Annotated in this window: 13 protein-coding genes; 1 reads left to right on the top strand and 12 read right to left on the bottom strand. The window is 50.1% G+C overall.

What is annotated here, in order from left to right:
- Positions 1-4 precede the first annotated feature (4 nt).
- The 12 genes from ACT3UM_RS12235 to ACT3UM_RS12180 form a co-directional block, all read right to left on the bottom strand.
- On the bottom strand, positions 5-985 hold the full coding sequence (locus ACT3UM_RS12235; protein ID WP_498899133.1) for a TRAP transporter substrate-binding protein: 981 nt from the start codon (positions 983-985) through the stop codon (positions 5-7).
- A gap of 89 nt (positions 986-1,074) precedes the next feature.
- Entirely contained in the window at positions 1,075-2,070 is a 996-nt protein-coding gene (locus tag ACT3UM_RS12230) for a transketolase family protein (RefSeq protein WP_498899131.1), read from the bottom strand.
- Positions 2,071-2,082: 12 nt separating this feature from the next.
- The gene (locus ACT3UM_RS12225; protein ID WP_498899129.1) at positions 2,083-2,943 is read right to left on the bottom strand and encodes a transketolase; all 861 of its coding nucleotides are present in this window, start codon (positions 2,941-2,943) and stop codon (positions 2,083-2,085) included.
- Between the two features lie 554 nt (positions 2,944-3,497).
- Complete coding sequence (locus tag ACT3UM_RS12220) at positions 3,498-4,406, bottom strand: ribokinase (protein ID WP_498899127.1); 909 nt, start codon at positions 4,404-4,406, stop codon at positions 3,498-3,500.
- Between the two features lie 87 nt (positions 4,407-4,493).
- Positions 4,494-5,450: a D-ribose ABC transporter substrate-binding protein gene (locus ACT3UM_RS12215; RefSeq protein ID WP_498899125.1), complete on the bottom strand. Its 957-nt coding sequence runs from the start codon at positions 5,448-5,450 to the stop codon at positions 4,494-4,496.
- Positions 5,451-5,528: 78 nt separating this feature from the next.
- Positions 5,529-6,626: an ABC transporter permease gene (locus tag ACT3UM_RS12210; protein ID WP_498899123.1), complete on the bottom strand. Its 1,098-nt coding sequence runs from the start codon at positions 6,624-6,626 to the stop codon at positions 5,529-5,531.
- Positions 6,627-6,651: 25 nt separating this feature from the next.
- A complete protein-coding gene (locus ACT3UM_RS12205; protein ID WP_498899121.1) occupies positions 6,652-8,199 on the bottom strand; it encodes a sugar ABC transporter ATP-binding protein in 1,548 nt (515 codons plus the stop codon).
- Positions 8,200-8,208: 9 nt separating this feature from the next.
- Complete coding sequence (locus ACT3UM_RS12200; RefSeq protein WP_498899119.1) at positions 8,209-8,853, bottom strand: DUF2291 family protein; 645 nt, start codon at positions 8,851-8,853, stop codon at positions 8,209-8,211.
- A 58-nt stretch (positions 8,854-8,911) separates the two neighbouring features.
- Positions 8,912-10,018 carry an MDR/zinc-dependent alcohol dehydrogenase-like family protein gene (locus tag ACT3UM_RS12195; RefSeq protein ID WP_498899117.1) on the bottom strand — a complete coding sequence of 369 codons (1,107 nt, stop codon included), beginning with the start codon at positions 10,016-10,018 and terminating at the stop codon, positions 8,912-8,914.
- Positions 10,019-10,452: 434 nt separating this feature from the next.
- Complete coding sequence (locus ACT3UM_RS12190) at positions 10,453-11,421, bottom strand: sugar-binding transcriptional regulator (protein WP_498899115.1); 969 nt, start codon at positions 11,419-11,421, stop codon at positions 10,453-10,455.
- Positions 11,422-11,459: 38 nt separating this feature from the next.
- Positions 11,460-13,190: a dihydroxyacetone kinase family protein gene (locus tag ACT3UM_RS12185; RefSeq protein WP_498899114.1), complete on the bottom strand. Its 1,731-nt coding sequence runs from the start codon at positions 13,188-13,190 to the stop codon at positions 11,460-11,462.
- Positions 13,191-13,307: 117 nt separating this feature from the next.
- The gene (locus tag ACT3UM_RS12180) at positions 13,308-13,781 is read right to left on the bottom strand and encodes an RpiB/LacA/LacB family sugar-phosphate isomerase (protein WP_342584879.1); all 474 of its coding nucleotides are present in this window, start codon (positions 13,779-13,781) and stop codon (positions 13,308-13,310) included.
- A gap of 356 nt (positions 13,782-14,137) precedes the next feature.
- Here ACT3UM_RS12180 and tal point away from each other — a divergent pair, with 356 nt between their 5' ends.
- Positions 14,138-15,085 (top strand): transaldolase, encoded by a 948-nt coding sequence (tal, locus tag ACT3UM_RS12175; RefSeq protein WP_498899111.1) that lies wholly within the window; start codon positions 14,138-14,140, stop codon positions 15,083-15,085.
- Positions 15,086-15,132 lie beyond the last annotated feature (47 nt).

The following is a 15,132-nucleotide window of genomic DNA, read 5'->3' as shown; positions in this document are numbered from 1 at the left end:
TCCGTTATTGCGCTTCACGCTGAGCCGCATTGACGACCATCTCGACCAATTCTGGGTACTCTTCTGCCCACTGGTCATAAACGGATGAAGTGGCTTCGACGAAAGGTTCAGGATTTACTTCGTTAAAAGCGACACCCGTCTCTTCCATCTTAATTCTCAGCGCATCGTCGGCCTCAAGTGACGCTTGTCGATTGAACTCCCCCGCCTCAACGGCCGCTTGCTGAATCACTTCTTGGTACTCGGATGAAAGCGTATCCCAGACCATCTTGCTCATAAGTAGCGGGGTTGACTCATACTTGTGGCCGGTTAAGGAAATATAGTCCTGCACCTCGTGAAGCTTGGATGAGTAAATATTCATTAATGGATTTTCCTGACCATCAACGACCCCTTGTTCAAGAGCAATATAGAGTTCAGAGAAATTCATTGGGGTGGGGTTTGCGCCAAGCGCCTCAAAGATATCAACCGTCATCTCATCGGGAGGGGTTCGAATCTTAAGGCCTTCCAGGTCATCAGGGGTCTCAATGGGGCGAACATTATTGCTGACATGACGAATGCCATTATCCCACAGCGCCAGTAGTACAAGCCCCTTCTCTTCAGAAAGCCTTTTCAGTTCATCGCCGACTTCGCCGTCCATAACCTCCCAAGCGTTGGGAAGAGAGTTGAACAGAAACGGTAGCCCCAGAACGGAAAACTGCGGCACAACGCTGGATGTCGCGCCCTGGCTATTGGTACTAAACGCCAAGGTACCCATTCTCATCTGAGTGATGGCTTCCATATCGTCGCCATACTGCGCATTACCACCAACATCGACTATTAATTCCCCATTGGTTCCTTCTTCGACGAGCTCTGCGAAGAGTTCTGAAGCATCCCACTTGGGGTTACCTTCCGCCGCATTGTGGGCGAGTTGCAGGGTTTGCTGAGCGGCGACATTACCACTAATGAAAAAGGCGCTGGCAATGACAGAAGCAAGGACTGTTTTTTTCATGACGTTTCTCTCTATTAAAATATTTGTTGTTAGAAATAGCGGTTATCAAACGTAGCTGGAGTCTTAGTTTTTTGATTTAGTTAGTCTATTCAGGCAACGTGCTGCTTTAGCGTTTTGATCACCTCCTTGGTGGAAATACCGTAACGGTCATGCAGAGTGGGTAAAGCACCGGCATCCAGAAATTCATCAGGAAGGCCGATCTGATTAAATTTGACGGATACACCCTCTTTCATCAGCAGCGATGCGATGCTTTCGCCCAGGCCACCAATGATTGAGTGGTTTTCGGCCACGAAGACGGGACGTTCAGGATAGCGACGAACCTCCGCCAGAATGGTATCGGTATCTAGCGGCTTGATTGTGGCGCAGTGTAAAACCGCCACGTTGGTGCCTTGTTCTCTCAGCTCATCGGCAGCCTCAATCGCACGCATCGTCATCAGCCCAGAAGAGATGATTAGAGTATCTTCTCCATCTAGCAGCCTTTTAGCCTTGCCGATCTCGAATTGGTAACCTTCAAAGCGATCTAAAACACGGGGCACCTTGCCACGCAGTAGGCGTAAGTAGACGGGGCCATCAAAATCGACCATCGCTTGAACTGACTGCTCGATATCAACCGCATCACAAGGGTCGATGATGGTCAGGTTCGGCATGCCGCGGAAGATAGCGATATCTTCGGTAGCCTGGTGGCTCGGGCCATAGCCCGTGGTAAGCCCGGGAAGTGCGCTAACAATTTTGACGTTGAGTTTCTCTTCGGCAATCGCTAGGCAAATAAAGTCGTAAGCACGGCGTGAGGCGAAAACGCTATAGGTCGTCACGAAAGGGATAAAGCCTTCGCGTGCCATACCCGCACCAGCCATCATGAGTAGCTGCTCAGCCATGCCCATCTGGTAGTAGCGATCCGGGTAGGCCTGGGCGAAGATGTGCAGGTCGGTATATTTGCCCAGATCTGCCGTCATACCCACAATCTTGGGATTTTTCCCAGCAGCCTCTACCAATGCATGGCCGAAGGGCGCAGCGGTCGTTGGCTGGTCTTCGCCCGCGATGGACGCAATCATTGCCGAGGTCTTTAGCTTCTTTTTGGCGCTCATTTCATTTCCTCCTTACTGGACACCGTAAACGTCATCAAGCTGTTTGAGCGCCACACTCCACTCATTCTCATCAACACGAATAAAGTGGTTCTTGTCACGTTCTTCGAGGAAAGGCACACCGCGCCCCATCAGAGTGTCGCAGATAATCACCCGGGGCTTCTTTGAGTCACTGGCTAGCGCACTGTCGAAGGCTTCGACTAGCGCTTCAAGATCATTGCCATCAACACGGTAGGTTTCCCACCCAAACGCAACCCACTTATCAGCGATCGGCTCGTAGTTGAGTACGGTGGAGGATCTGTCGTCGGCTTGCTGATCGTTGACATCGACAATGGCAATCAGGTTATCCAACTTCCAGTGGGCTGCGGAGGCGACAGCTTCCCAGGTCGAGCCTTCATTTAGCTCACCATCTGAAAGCAGGTTAAAAATCCGTGAAGTACTCTCTTTGCGCTTGAGGCCCAGCGCCATTCCTACGCCGATACCCAGACCGTGACCTAGCGAGCCACCGGTGATTTCCATGCCCGGTGTGTAGTCGGCCATACCTGACATGGGCAGAATACTGTCGTCGCTGCCGTAGTCTTCGATCTCTTCCTCGCTAATAACGCCAGCCTCAATCAGCGCGGCATACAGCGCGATAGCGTAATGCCCTATAGAAAGCAAAAAACGATCTCGTTCTTCCCAGTCAGGGTTCTTGGGATCCAGCTTTAGAGCATGGAAGTAAGACACCGCCAAAACATCGGCAATCCCGAGCGCTTGACCAACGTATCCCTGCCCTTGCACCTCACCCATCCGCAGGGCATGGCGGCGAATTTTGTAAGCCCGCTGCCGAAGCACCTCAATAACACCAGCGCTCGACGCGGTAGCTGTTTGATTCATTCCAGTCACCTCCAAATGGTTGACCATTTGAAGATAGAGATAATTTTCTGTTTTTTAAACGTGACTTTAGTCTAAAGAAAAAATGAGCAGCTTAATAACGCTCCATAGGGAAATCCAAAAACATGCAAAAATCAATTAATTAACATTATAATTCAAATACTTATGAAATAAAAAGCCAAAAAATAAAATACCGCAAAACAATATTTAAATATTATAGATCAAGATAAAACTGATACAAAAACCCTTTTCAAAAACCAAATGGTTGACCAATTCAAAGGATTTCAGCACGAAGTAGCGCGCCTATCCGCTGTGCAGCGATAGAGGCATACCAGACCTAGCGAATAACGCAGACTGAACAGGACATGAGGCAGCGAGCGAGAAAAAACGCCAAACACGGCGGTCAATCACTGCTATTTAAAAGGCGGGATTCTAATGGAGTGGAAAAGCATATAGGCATACGCAAATAGCGCTGACTTCGTCAGATGCTGGCCGTGCAATGCCAGCTAGTGGGAGTGGTGGCCGTCAGCCTCATGCAAGCTACAAAAAAACCAGCTCTACAGCTCTTCCTGTTGGCAGCACATCAACCTATCAACCTCTTCCGCCATCGGGATGCTACTAGCGGCACCGCGCTTTTGAACCGCCAGGGCAGCCGCCGCTGTTGCTCTTTTCAAGCACTGAGAAGGTTTAAGGCCAGCTTGCCTAGCGGCAAGGAAGTAACCCACAAAGGTATCGCCTGCGGCCGTTGTATCAATGGCCTTTACCTTTAAAGCCGGTTGGAAAAGGGTCTCGCTACTGCGCTGATACCAAGCCCCCTCGCTACCTAAGGTAAGCACTACTTCGACATCGTCAAGCGTCTCTTTACAACGTCTTAGCAAATCTGCAGCGCTCGACTCTACCGGCATTTGTAATAAAACGGCGGCCTCTGTACGGTTAAAGAAAAGTAGTTCACATTGCTCTAGAGGCAGTGATTCTACCTTGGCGGTCATTGGCGCAGGGTTAAATATCACTTTGCAGCCATGGCTTACTGCCAGTGGGATAAGCTGATCAAGCCCGTTACATTCGTTCTGAATAAGTAGTGTGTCGCCAGGCGCGGTTTGCGCAATCAGCGCCACCATTCTCTCCTGCGTAAAACCATGATTAGCGCCAGAGAATAAAAGAATCGCGTTTTCACCAGATGAATCAATTTGAATAATCGCATGCCCACTTGGCTCTGTGGTCAATTCGATATCTTTTACACCGACCCCCGCCGACTTAAGTTCATGGGCCACCCAGGCATCTATCGATGACACTCGCCCCCAGTGACTCACCGCTCCTTTGGCACGCGCTATCGCCAGCGATTGATTGACGCCTTTTCCACCCAAGCCGACACTGTATTGATTGCTTTCCAGCGTTTCGCCAGGGCGAACAAAATAGGGGACGCGGTAAGTATGATCAATATTGATGGAACCAAAATTAAATATCATTGCCACTTCCTCTTATTCAAAAAGCCAGCCAGCGTTAACGCTGGCTGGCTTCTCATCAGGATTTTCAAATCCTTGCTCTTCTAAAACCTACTCTTCTAGAACGAAAGGAGAGGTATAATTATCAACATTATCCGACGTAATAAGGATACAGTCATAAAGCTGCTTTTCACTATCCAATCCCGTTTCACCAGTGTTGATGTAATGATCAGCGATTTTTACCGCATGTTCTGCAAATACGGCGACCGGCTGTAGCACGGTGTAGGCCAACTCCCCAGAACGGACCGCATCTACAGCATCGGGTGAACCGTCAAAACCACCTACTATTACATCGTCTAGCCGCCCCTCCTGCTTTAGGGCCACAATGGCGCCTAAGGCCATTTCGTCGTTACCGCTGATAACGCCTCGAATATCAGGATGAGAACGGAGCATGCTCTGCATTTTATTGCGCCCTTCGGTTCGATCCCAATTAGCGATATCAGATGCTGCCAGGGTGAGGTCGGGATACTGGCTAAGCACCGTCTCATAGCCATTGGACCTTGTCGCTGCATTGTTATCAGAAGGTGGGCCCTTTAACTCTATATAGGATCCCTCGCCATCTAGTTGCATTGCCCACTGTTGCGCGCCTAGCGCGGCACCCTGTGCATTATTGGAAACCAGTTGCGCCTTGGCCAAGCCCTGCTGGTTAATCTCAGCATTAATAATAAATACCGGAATTCCCGCATCGATTGCTCTTCGCACAGCGCCAATGGAACCATCCGCATTAGCAGGATCGAGAATGATTGCTTTAGCACCATTGGTAATTGCCGTATCGACCTGATTACTCTCAGTGTTGGTATCACCCACATGGGAGCTTACATTTGCGTCATAGCCCAGCTCTTCTGCTGTGCGTTCAGCAATGGTTCCTTCCGTTTGCCAATAGGGGTTTGACATATCATTGACAATAATTGAGATCATCCCCTTATCCTGAGCAACTATAGAGCTACTAAAGAGCATCGAGACACTGGCGAGTGCTGTAAAAAGCATTTTTTTACTTTTTGGAATCATGATTATTACCTCATCGTTATGATTGTTAGTCTTTAAATAGGTAGACCTGAGCAGGTCACACTTCTAAGCAATGCCACGTTAAGTAGCGCTTGCCCTAGAACCTTCGCGCTTAATTTCTGCAGCTTTCTCAGCTTTTTTCGAGGACTTGTTTTTAGCGCTGTATTGGACATTATTTAGCATGACAGCGAAGACGATAACGCTGCCCGTGAATACCATCTGCCAGTAGGCAGACACACCGATGATGACCAGACCATCAGCTAGAAAACCAATCACAAAAGCACCCAATAATGTATTGCGAACCGTGCCGCGCCCCCCCATTAGTGAAGCACCCCCAATCACAACCGCAGCAATCGCTGTCAGCTCATAGGTAGTACCTGCGGTAGGCCCAGCCGACGTCAACTGTGAGGCGAGCACAATTCCAGCCATGGCAGCACATACGCCAGAAATAATGTAGACGGAGAGTTTAACGCGATTGACGGGCACCCCAGATAGCTCTGCAGCACGCGCATTGCCACCGGTAGAGTAAATCCACCGGCCAAACGGCGTACGACTGAGCGCCAACATGCAAATAACCGCAGCACAAAAGAGAATCAAAACACCTACAGGAATACCGAATAGTTTATTAAACCCAAGCCATTCAAACCCAGTATTACCTAATGTAGGGTCACCACTTAAACTATTGAACGTTAACCCATCGGTTAGCAGCAGTGCGGCTCCGCGCGCGACGTACAACATGCCCAGCGTGGCCACGAAAGCAGGCACTTTGAAGTAGGCAACTAATACGCCATTGATAGCCCCCACGAGGCCGCCCAGTAAGCAGGTAAGTACCACGACGACCCACACTGAAGGAAAGAAAGCCAAATTAAACGCTTTAATCTCCACCCCTTCTAACAACATACCCGCGAACACGCCGCAAAGTGCCAACGTAGAGCCAACCGATAAATCGATACCGCCAGTCAGAATGACAAACAGCATGCCGATGCCTAGCAAGCCAAAAACAGCCACATGCGAAGACATGGTTAAAAAATTACCCGTTGAAAAATAAACAGGCGAGAGCATGGAAAAGACAATAATGATCACGATTAATGCAAAAAAAGCCCGCCCTTCCAGCAAAATCTTGACGATATCGATACTGCCTTTTTCAACTTGTAACGCGCTATTGTTGTGATGAGACATAGTCATTACCTATCCGATTGAATAATCATGCAGCCACTGATTCGCCTGAAGCAGCCATAATTTCATCTTTCGTTACACCCGGTTTGAATTCAGCGGAGATTCGTCCCTTGCTCATCACCAGTACTCTGTGTGGAATACTCAAGCACTCGCTTACTTCAGATGTTGTAAAGACAACCGCCACCCCCCGCCGAGCCCCTTGGCTCAATAACTTGAACACTTCGGCCTTGGCGCCCACATCGATACCACGGCTTGGTTCATCAAGCATGATGACATCTGGATGAGTAGCCAACATCTTACCGATCACCACTTTTTGCTGGTTACCGCCAGACAGTGAACCAATGGCCGCCTCCCCACCGTCTGTTTTAATGTGCACCTTATCGATAGCTGAATTAATCATTTCTGCCTCCAAGCTGGATGAAGTAAGCCCCTTGCGAGTAAACGCAGGGATACTGGCTAGCGACAGATTTCTACCGACTGACAGGGTGGGTACTAGCCCATCACGCTGGCGATCCTCAGGCACTAACACCAACCCTCTCTCGATTCGCTGTGCAATGTTGTAATGGGATACGTCAGTTGAGTTGAGCAAGATATCTCCCTTGGACTGCCGGGTTCGTCCTGCCACACACTCCAATAACTCAGTTCTTCCAGCGCCCATTAGCCCATAAATACAAACAATCTCGCCAGCGCGCACATCAAGAGAAAGATCCTCAACAACATAGCGACCAGCCACTTTATCGTCGCTTACGTAAAGGTTCTGGATAGAGAGCGCGGTGGAGCCCTGCTCATACCCGGTGGGCGGTGAGCCAAGATCGAAACTCTCTCCTACCATATGCCTGACGATCCACTGCAGGTCGATATCACTACGTGGAGCGTAAGCAGTCATGACCCCATCGCGGAGAACAACAGCATGATCGGTAATCTGCAGCGCCTCTTCCAAATGGTGAGAAATATAAACAATCGACACACCCTTGTTTTTGAGATCCTGGACGACTTTAAATAACGTCTCGACTTCCGTGGCACTCAATGCGGAAGTCGGTTCATCCATAATCAAAATGCGGGAGTTCTTGGACAGAGCTCTAGCGATTTCAACGATTTGTTGCTGCCCCACCCGCAGATCTTCAACCAGGGTGAGAGGGTGGATCGGTTCATCCAGCTCCTCCATTAACAATTCAGCCTGACGTGCCTCTTCCTTATAGTCGACGCTGCCTCTTCCTTTAGTCAGCTCACGACCCATAAAAATGTTGTCACGCACATTCAGGTTAGGGGCCAAGCTCAACTCCTGATGAATAATGGTAATTCCCAGCACTTCAGCATCCGACGGCGAAGAAAAGCTGACGCTCTCTCCTTCCAATACAATCTCCCCAGCCGTCTGAGCAATGACGCCAGACAAAATTTTCATCAGCGTAGATTTACCCGCGCCATTTTCGCCAAACAGCGTTGTCACCTGTCCTCGATATATATCGAAGTTCACTTCTTTGAGAGCTTGCACAGCACCGAAACGTTTTTCGATATTGTGTGCAGAAAGAATCACCTCGGGCGGAGCCATTTTCACTGTTGATGTATCGATACTCATAGCCGCCCCTCACTCAATGATCGCTATACTCACAGGAGTAATTAGCCAGTTTTTGGGATTTATCATGGTAAAGGAGCCGACTACTTCTAACGTTTTTCCGGCTAAATCTTGGCCGGAAATATCCGCCAGCACTTGACGCTTCATTTCGTCATTGAGCGCTGCGCCGACATCTTGGTACTCAATCTGATTGGTAAAGTCGCCAAATTGAATATTGCCGGTTGTATCTCTCAGCGTAGTGCCATTAATGGCTGGGCCTGTTTGCACACGAATGACGATATCTGAAGGCACATCAGCAACCTCAAGGGTGTAAACGCCCCCCCGGCCTTCTACGGCAACTCCGGATAAAGAGAGTGGGACAATATGACCAATGCCAGCAGCCACACCGTACCTCTCACCTGCCGCGCTGGCATCTTGAAGCACTTCTGGCGCCAATACCGATGCATCTACGGCGTTATTCTCGACATAGGCTTGAATCTCGGGAAATGCTTCCTGAGCAAATTGCTGGGGTGAAAACCCCACCTCGCTCTCAAGTTCAGTAAGACTAATGACTTTGGTATCAAACGCCATGAGTGCAAACAGCACTAACGCAAAAGCAGCTGCCACATAGACCTTTATACGCTTATCACCGGGCACCGAATTTAATGTCGCCGACATAATCACTCCGGTTATCATTGTAGTTATAAAAAAGTTATAAATAACAAACGGCTGCCACTTACTTCCCTTCAGGTATAAGCACAACCTTTAACGCATCAGGGTCATTGCGCATTAGCTCTAGCCCTTGATGAAATTCGGCTAACGGCAGCTTATGGGTCACCACATGATCCGTTGGGAAATCACCATTACCAATGCCTTCAATGACAGGTGGGTAACAATAAGGGCCTAGATGCGCACCCAGTACATCCAGCTCTTTACGATCGCTAATAATGCTCCAATCAACAGTCACTGGCTCTTTGAATACACTAAATTCGACAAAGCGACCCAATTTACGGATCATATAAAGACCTTGCTCTACCGACTGTACCGCACCGCTCGCCTCAATATAGATATCGCAACCATAGCCTTCCGTTATGCCTTTAACGTAGTCAATAACATCGACTTCAGCGGGATTCAGGACAATGTCAGCACCAAACTGTTTAGCAAGCTCTAATCGCTTGTTATTGAGATCCAGCACGACCAGCTTGGAAGGCCCGGACTTTTTGATCGCGCCAATCATCCCTAGCCCTAAAGTGCCTGCACCGGAGAGTACAACCACATCGCCCAGTTCAATCTGCGCACGCTTAACGGCGTGTAACGAACACGCATAGGGTTCAATAAGAACCGCTTTTTCCATTGGAATCTCATCGGGCAACTTGTGATTAATGGCTTCTTTGGGGAAGACCATATATTCGGCCATACCGCCATTCACGTTATGCTGAAACCCATAGACATCGTGCTTTTCGCACATCCAGTACTGCCCACGGTGACAGAAACGACACCCCCAGCAAGGTACAATTTGCTCAGAAATAACGCGATCACCGACCTCAAGGTTTTTAACGCCCTCTCCCAAAGCCATCACATGGCCAATAAACTCATGGCCTGGAATCATTGGCGCTTTGATATAAGCAGGCTGAGTATCATCTCCCCAAAAGCTGGGGGCGCCTTCATAGGCTTTGAGATCGCCTGCGCAGATTCCGCATGCTTCGACCTTAATCAGTACTTCACCCTCTCCCGCTTGCGGCACGTCCACCTCTTCAAGGCGATAATCACCAGGCGCGTAGGCTACGACGGCTTGCATGGTTAGTGGCAGTTCGGTGTGATTGTTGTTATCGGCGTTATGCATTATTCACTCCTAATATATCTTGTATTGCTTGGCTAGCGGCGCACGCTTTACAAAAGATCTTGTTGTGTACATATGAATTAACTACTTTAAGCATAGCTGAGTCAATCCATAATGGAATTTTCTAATCTTATACTTTAGACCAATAACATAATTGCTTGTTTTTTATATTTAAATTTTAAAAATGGAAATTATTTATTATTTCAGCCATGTGAAAACATCGCTCTAAGCCATTCTATATGTTCCAGCATCGCGCAAATGTACAAATACCTGCCAAATACCACTGGCATCGGAGCGGGAGACAAGGGAGAAACCAGGCATGCTAAAGAGCGCCCACATGCCTAAGGAAAGCCAATAAATGCAACAGATAAAGTTGGGCCGGCCTAAGCTTAAGATGCCGAGAAATCCTAGATTTTGAATACAAATTAAGCGCGCACTTACCCGGCAGTCGCTTCATCAAGACGCAGAATGGTGTGCGCGTTAGTGACACTAGTCGCCAAGGTATCGATAACCCCGGTACGCAGCGCCCCCAGTATGCCGACCGCTTTAGTATTCTCACTGGCGATAGCAATAACGTCGGGAATACGCGTGAGATCCTGGATATTAAGCCCCACCACACGCCCCTGCATCTGCGTGGCAGAAGGCTTTCCATGGATATCGATAAAGTCATACCCCATCATATCGCCCACGGTTCCAGAGAGCCGTGCTTCAGCAATCTCCTGGGCGGAAAACCACCCCATACGCACCATATTACTGTCTTCACTGACATCGCCTACACCAATCAGAGCGGTATCCGCACGGCGAGCCCGGTCTAGTGTCTGGCGCACGGTGGAGTTTTCATACAATGCATCCCTAAGCTCACCATTCTGCACCAGCGCAGGGGCATAAAGCGTCTCACTGTCACCGCCAAACCGACTCGCCAAACGTCGACAAATATGGTCAGGATTCATGTGCTCGCCTGCGCGCAGCGAGCCGCCAATGGCGCAAACAAATGAAACCTTTAACGATTCCGCCAGGAAAACGTTATCCGCTACGGCGGCCACGTTACGCCCCATGCCAACGGCCACGATCTGGCCATCGGTCAAACTACGCGACAGATGATCTGCCACTAGACTCGCAACCGACGAGCGCTGCACATCCGGGTCGGCATTATCCAGAGCAATCAACGCTCGCTTCAGGCCAAAGCGCCGTTTGAGCTCCTGCTCAATCTCAACACTAACGGCGGGGTGCAGGCGCACTCGGACATCCACGATCCCTTCTGCCTGTGCACGCTTGAGCAGCCGCCCTATTCGCACACGCGAATGCCCGAGCCTATTTGCGATCGCCTCCTGCGTTTCCCCCTGCACATAGTAGAGCGTTGAAATCTCCGTCATTAAGTCTATATCTGCGGCGTCTTGACCATTCATCCTCGGCATCCAGGGGTTGTTGAAGGGCATGTATCATGTCAGCTTGCTTGACACTTTTTCAACACAGGAATCAGCGCTTGAATAATCAGCGCCAATGAAACCGAACCAGCATCAGGCGTACCTACGCTTTTTTCAGCCAATGGGCGTGCGCGGCCAACACGGGGAGTTAATTGCCTGGTTGCCTCAGCCGCCTCACTCGCTACGCGTGCAGCGGATTCCCAGCAAGCCAAAGCTCCCTGGCCTTTCTCAGCCTCACAGGACAGGGCATCGGCAAAAGGCACCAACACATCAACAAGCGTTTTATCGCCCAACTCAGCCTTACCGAATGCCATCACTTGCTGGCGGGCATTGACCACACCAGCCGCTAGACGCTGCCCTGAGAGCGGCTGCTCATTGCCAAGCGACTCACCCATCGCTTTTAAGATAACCCGCCAGATAGCGCCAGAGGTGCCGCCCGCTTTATCAGACCAGCGCTGCCCAGCCCACTGCAGCACTGTCTCCGCACCCGCCCCTCTATCGAAAGCCTCTTTGGCAGCTTCAAGCGCAGCCTTGCTACCCCGCTGCATACCAATACCGTGATCACCATCGCCCGCCACCGCATCAATCTGGCCCAGCATCTCGCAGTTTTCATTGACCGTATTGGCGAGCACTTCGAGCGCCTCAACGACGCCGCTCGCCAATGCCCGCGAGGCATCGCTCGCCTCGGGAACCTCATCTTGAGCAACCACCTCTACCTCGGCAGGATCCAGCGCCTGCGCGGGCGTCACGCTGCCTTTTCGATAGCCCGGCGCATCCGCAGCGGCAGTCCACAGCGGTTCCATGCCTTTATCAAGCCAGAACAACGTCAGCGAAACCCCGGCCATATCAAGACTGGTCACCAGCTCGCCCACATCGGGCTCCACAATGATTAATCCAGCTTCCTGCAGCAACTCGTCAACCTTGCGATAAATAACGAACAGCTCTTCATACTTAACGGTACCCAAGCCATTGAGTATCGGCGCCACCCGGGCCCCTTTAAGATTGATACCTTCTGGCACTTCTTCCAATAATCGGGTAACGAGGATGTCTGCCAAGCCATCTGCGGAAGGAATATTCGTCTCACTAATACCCGGCTCGCCGTGAATCCCCAGCCCTATGGCCATTCGACCTTCAGGCACATGAAAGAGCGAATCGGCTGCACCTGGTAACATGCATCCTTCAAACGCCACCCCAAAAGAGCGCGTACAGCGATTTGCCTCCTGCGCCACTTGAACCACTTCTTCCAGTGATAATCCCTTTTCTGCGGCAGCAGCTGCGGCTTTAAAAACCGTTAGATCACCTGCGATGCCGCGGCGCTTATCAATCTCCGCCAAGGGTGCACTGGCGACATCATCAGTGACCAGCACGATTTCACAGGGAATACCGTCCGCGATCAAACGCTCTCGCGCCTCGCCAAAATGCAGCACGTCCCCAGCATAATTCCCAAAAGAGAGCAGCACACCACCGCCGTTGTTGGCAGCTTTGGCGACGGAATAAACTTGCTGTGCAGAAGGCGAACAAAACAGATTTCCCATGACTGCGCCATGGGCCAGCCCCTGCCCAACCAATCCCGCAAAGGTTGGGTAATGGCCACTACCACCACCAATCACAACCGCAACTGTACCTGCCTGACTGCGCGTACTGCGCACAACACCTCCCGGCACAGCCATCAGTTTATCGCGATGTGCAGCGACTAAGCCTAAACGGGCTTCTTCAGGGAAATCACTTGGGTCATTAAATAGGCGTGTCATTATTATATCCTCTGGAGTGAGGCCAAACTGCGTATTACAGCTTGCATGGAATTGTTATAAATGCTTTTTTAATGCGATCTTATTAATCAGCGTTAACGAATATTAGCGACACCACGGTCACTGAGTATTCAGCCGGGACTCATATTCGTCAATTTTTGCGATTTTTAATTCGGAATTACCACCCGCAAAGTGGCTGCCCAAAAAGGTTGCCACTATTGATTTAGCCAACTCAGGCCCAATCACCCTCGCCCCCAGCGTGACAATCTGAGCATCATTGCTGGTGCGCGCCTTAGCTGCTGAGTAAGTATCGTGTGCCTGCGCAGCGCGGATACCGGGCACCTTATTGGCAGAAATAGCTACCCCGATCCCCGTGCCACAAACCAGCACTGCACGGTCGAAGCGCCCCTCCTTAATAGCCGTGGCCACCTCAAAGGCAATGTCCGGGTACAGCACCGGTTGGGCATTAAAAGTGCCGAAATCTTCAACTTCGTAGCCTAACTCCCGGATATAACCAATAAGAATCTCTTTCAAGTCGTAAGCGGCCTCATCACCGCCAATGGCGACTCTGAGAGAAGCCGTCGTATTAGACATTCATGCTCTCCCTTTTCAGACAATAGAAATGCGGACGACGAACAACGGCGAACACCACTACGCAGTTGCCAGCCGTCTACTGACGCTATTCAATCTATCACCAACCGAGCATTTGTAAACACATCGATCATAAGATCATGTTGTTTTTTATGAGCGAATTAAGACGAAAAATTCAGATTCTAAATATAAATAGTTGATTAAATTATTAATATTTGAAAATAGAACATTACTCAGAGGGCATTATACTTTTGTGCAATGGCCTTAAATTCGATTCAATCGGCGTGCAGATTTGACTAAATCGATAAAAATGGTCAATCATTTGAACACACGATGTTCATTTCTATGGAGAGTAGACAATGTCGCTTCTGAATGGATTACGCGAACACTCACTGGTCGTGGCCGACACGGGCGACTTGGATGCCATCAAGCGCTATCAACCACAGGACGCCACCACTAACCCCTCTTTGATTCTCAAGGCCTTCAAACTGCCGCGTTATCAAGAGATGATCGATAGAGTGCTTGCTGAAACATGTCGTGATGAGAGCGACCCGAGCCGGATAGTTGACCAACTTTCGGTTGCCATCGGCGGGCAAATTTCCAACGTGATACCTGGACGAATATCGACAGAAGTGTCCGCACACCTCTCTTTTGACACTCAAGCGAGTATCCACAAGGCCTACGAGTTGATTGAGCGCTACGAAAAACAGGGGATTAACCGCAACCGTGTGCTGATCAAGCTCGCGTCTACCTGGGAGGGGATCCGTGCGGCCGAGCAACTAGAGCGGGAAGGTATCAACTGCAACTTAACGCTCTTGTTCAGCGATGCTCAGGCGCAGGCCTGCTTTGATGCAGGGGTGTATCTGATTTCCCCCTTCGTTGGCCGCGTTAGCGATTGGTACCAAAAAACAACAGGTAAGCAGTTCACCCCAGAAGAAGATCCTGGCGTGCTATTTGTAAAAGGGATTTGCGAGAGGGCTGCCGCTGGTAGTTACGACACAGTCGTTATGGGGGCGAGTTTTCGTACCACCGATCAGGTCTTAGCGTTGGCGGGCTGCCATCGCCTGACCATCTCTCCCGCACTGCTAGAGCAGCTTAATAGCATGGAGGGAGAAGCGGCCTCCAAAATCCAACAGACATCCGTCACCCATGAACCATCCACACCGCTATCAGAAGCTGGTTTTCGCTGGCAGCATAACCAAGATGCAATGGCCAACGAGATGTTGGCTGACGGGATCCGACGCTTCGCCAGCGACCAACAAACATTAGAGTCGCTGATTACTCAACGCTTGACTGCTCGCGCCTAACAACACGCCACCCAATATAACAACGAAGGTATCACTGCTATGAATAA

Source organism: Halomonas sp. AOP13-D3-9 (assembly GCF_052379125.1).
Taxonomy (GTDB): domain Bacteria; phylum Pseudomonadota; class Gammaproteobacteria; order Pseudomonadales; family Halomonadaceae; genus Vreelandella.
The sequence above is the reverse complement of the archived record's forward strand: the minus strand, read 5'-3'. Positions and strand labels throughout refer to the sequence as shown.

Excerpts from the sequence above, each read along its gene's own strand:
- ACT3UM_RS12235 (WP_498899133.1), bottom strand. The coding sequence starts at position 985 with ATGAAAAAAACAGTCCTTGCTTCTGTCATTGCCAGCGCCTTTTTCATT.
- ACT3UM_RS12230 (WP_498899131.1), bottom strand. The coding sequence starts at position 2,070 with ATGAGCGCCAAAAAGAAGCTAAAGACCTCGGCAATGATTGCGTCCATC.
- ACT3UM_RS12225 (WP_498899129.1), bottom strand. The coding sequence starts at position 2,943 with ATGAATCAAACAGCTACCGCGTCGAGCGCTGGTGTTATTGAGGTGCTT.
- ACT3UM_RS12220 (WP_498899127.1), bottom strand. The coding sequence starts at position 4,406 with ATGATATTTAATTTTGGTTCCATCAATATTGATCATACTTACCGCGTC.
- ACT3UM_RS12215 (WP_498899125.1), bottom strand. The coding sequence starts at position 5,450 with ATGATTCCAAAAAGTAAAAAAATGCTTTTTACAGCACTCGCCAGTGTC.
- ACT3UM_RS12210 (WP_498899123.1), bottom strand. The coding sequence starts at position 6,626 with ATGTCTCATCACAACAATAGCGCGTTACAAGTTGAAAAAGGCAGTATC.
- ACT3UM_RS12205 (WP_498899121.1), bottom strand. The coding sequence starts at position 8,199 with ATGAGTATCGATACATCAACAGTGAAAATGGCTCCGCCCGAGGTGATT.
- ACT3UM_RS12200 (WP_498899119.1), bottom strand. The coding sequence starts at position 8,853 with ATGTCGGCGACATTAAATTCGGTGCCCGGTGATAAGCGTATAAAGGTC.
- ACT3UM_RS12195 (WP_498899117.1), bottom strand. The coding sequence starts at position 10,018 with ATGCATAACGCCGATAACAACAATCACACCGAACTGCCACTAACCATG.
- ACT3UM_RS12190 (WP_498899115.1), bottom strand. The coding sequence starts at position 11,421 with ATGAATGGTCAAGACGCCGCAGATATAGACTTAATGACGGAGATTTCA.
- ACT3UM_RS12185 (WP_498899114.1), bottom strand. The coding sequence starts at position 13,190 with ATGACACGCCTATTTAATGACCCAAGTGATTTCCCTGAAGAAGCCCGT.
- ACT3UM_RS12180 (WP_342584879.1), bottom strand. The coding sequence starts at position 13,781 with ATGTCTAATACGACGGCTTCTCTCAGAGTCGCCATTGGCGGTGATGAG.
- tal (WP_498899111.1), top strand. The coding sequence starts at position 14,138 with ATGTCGCTTCTGAATGGATTACGCGAACACTCACTGGTCGTGGCCGAC.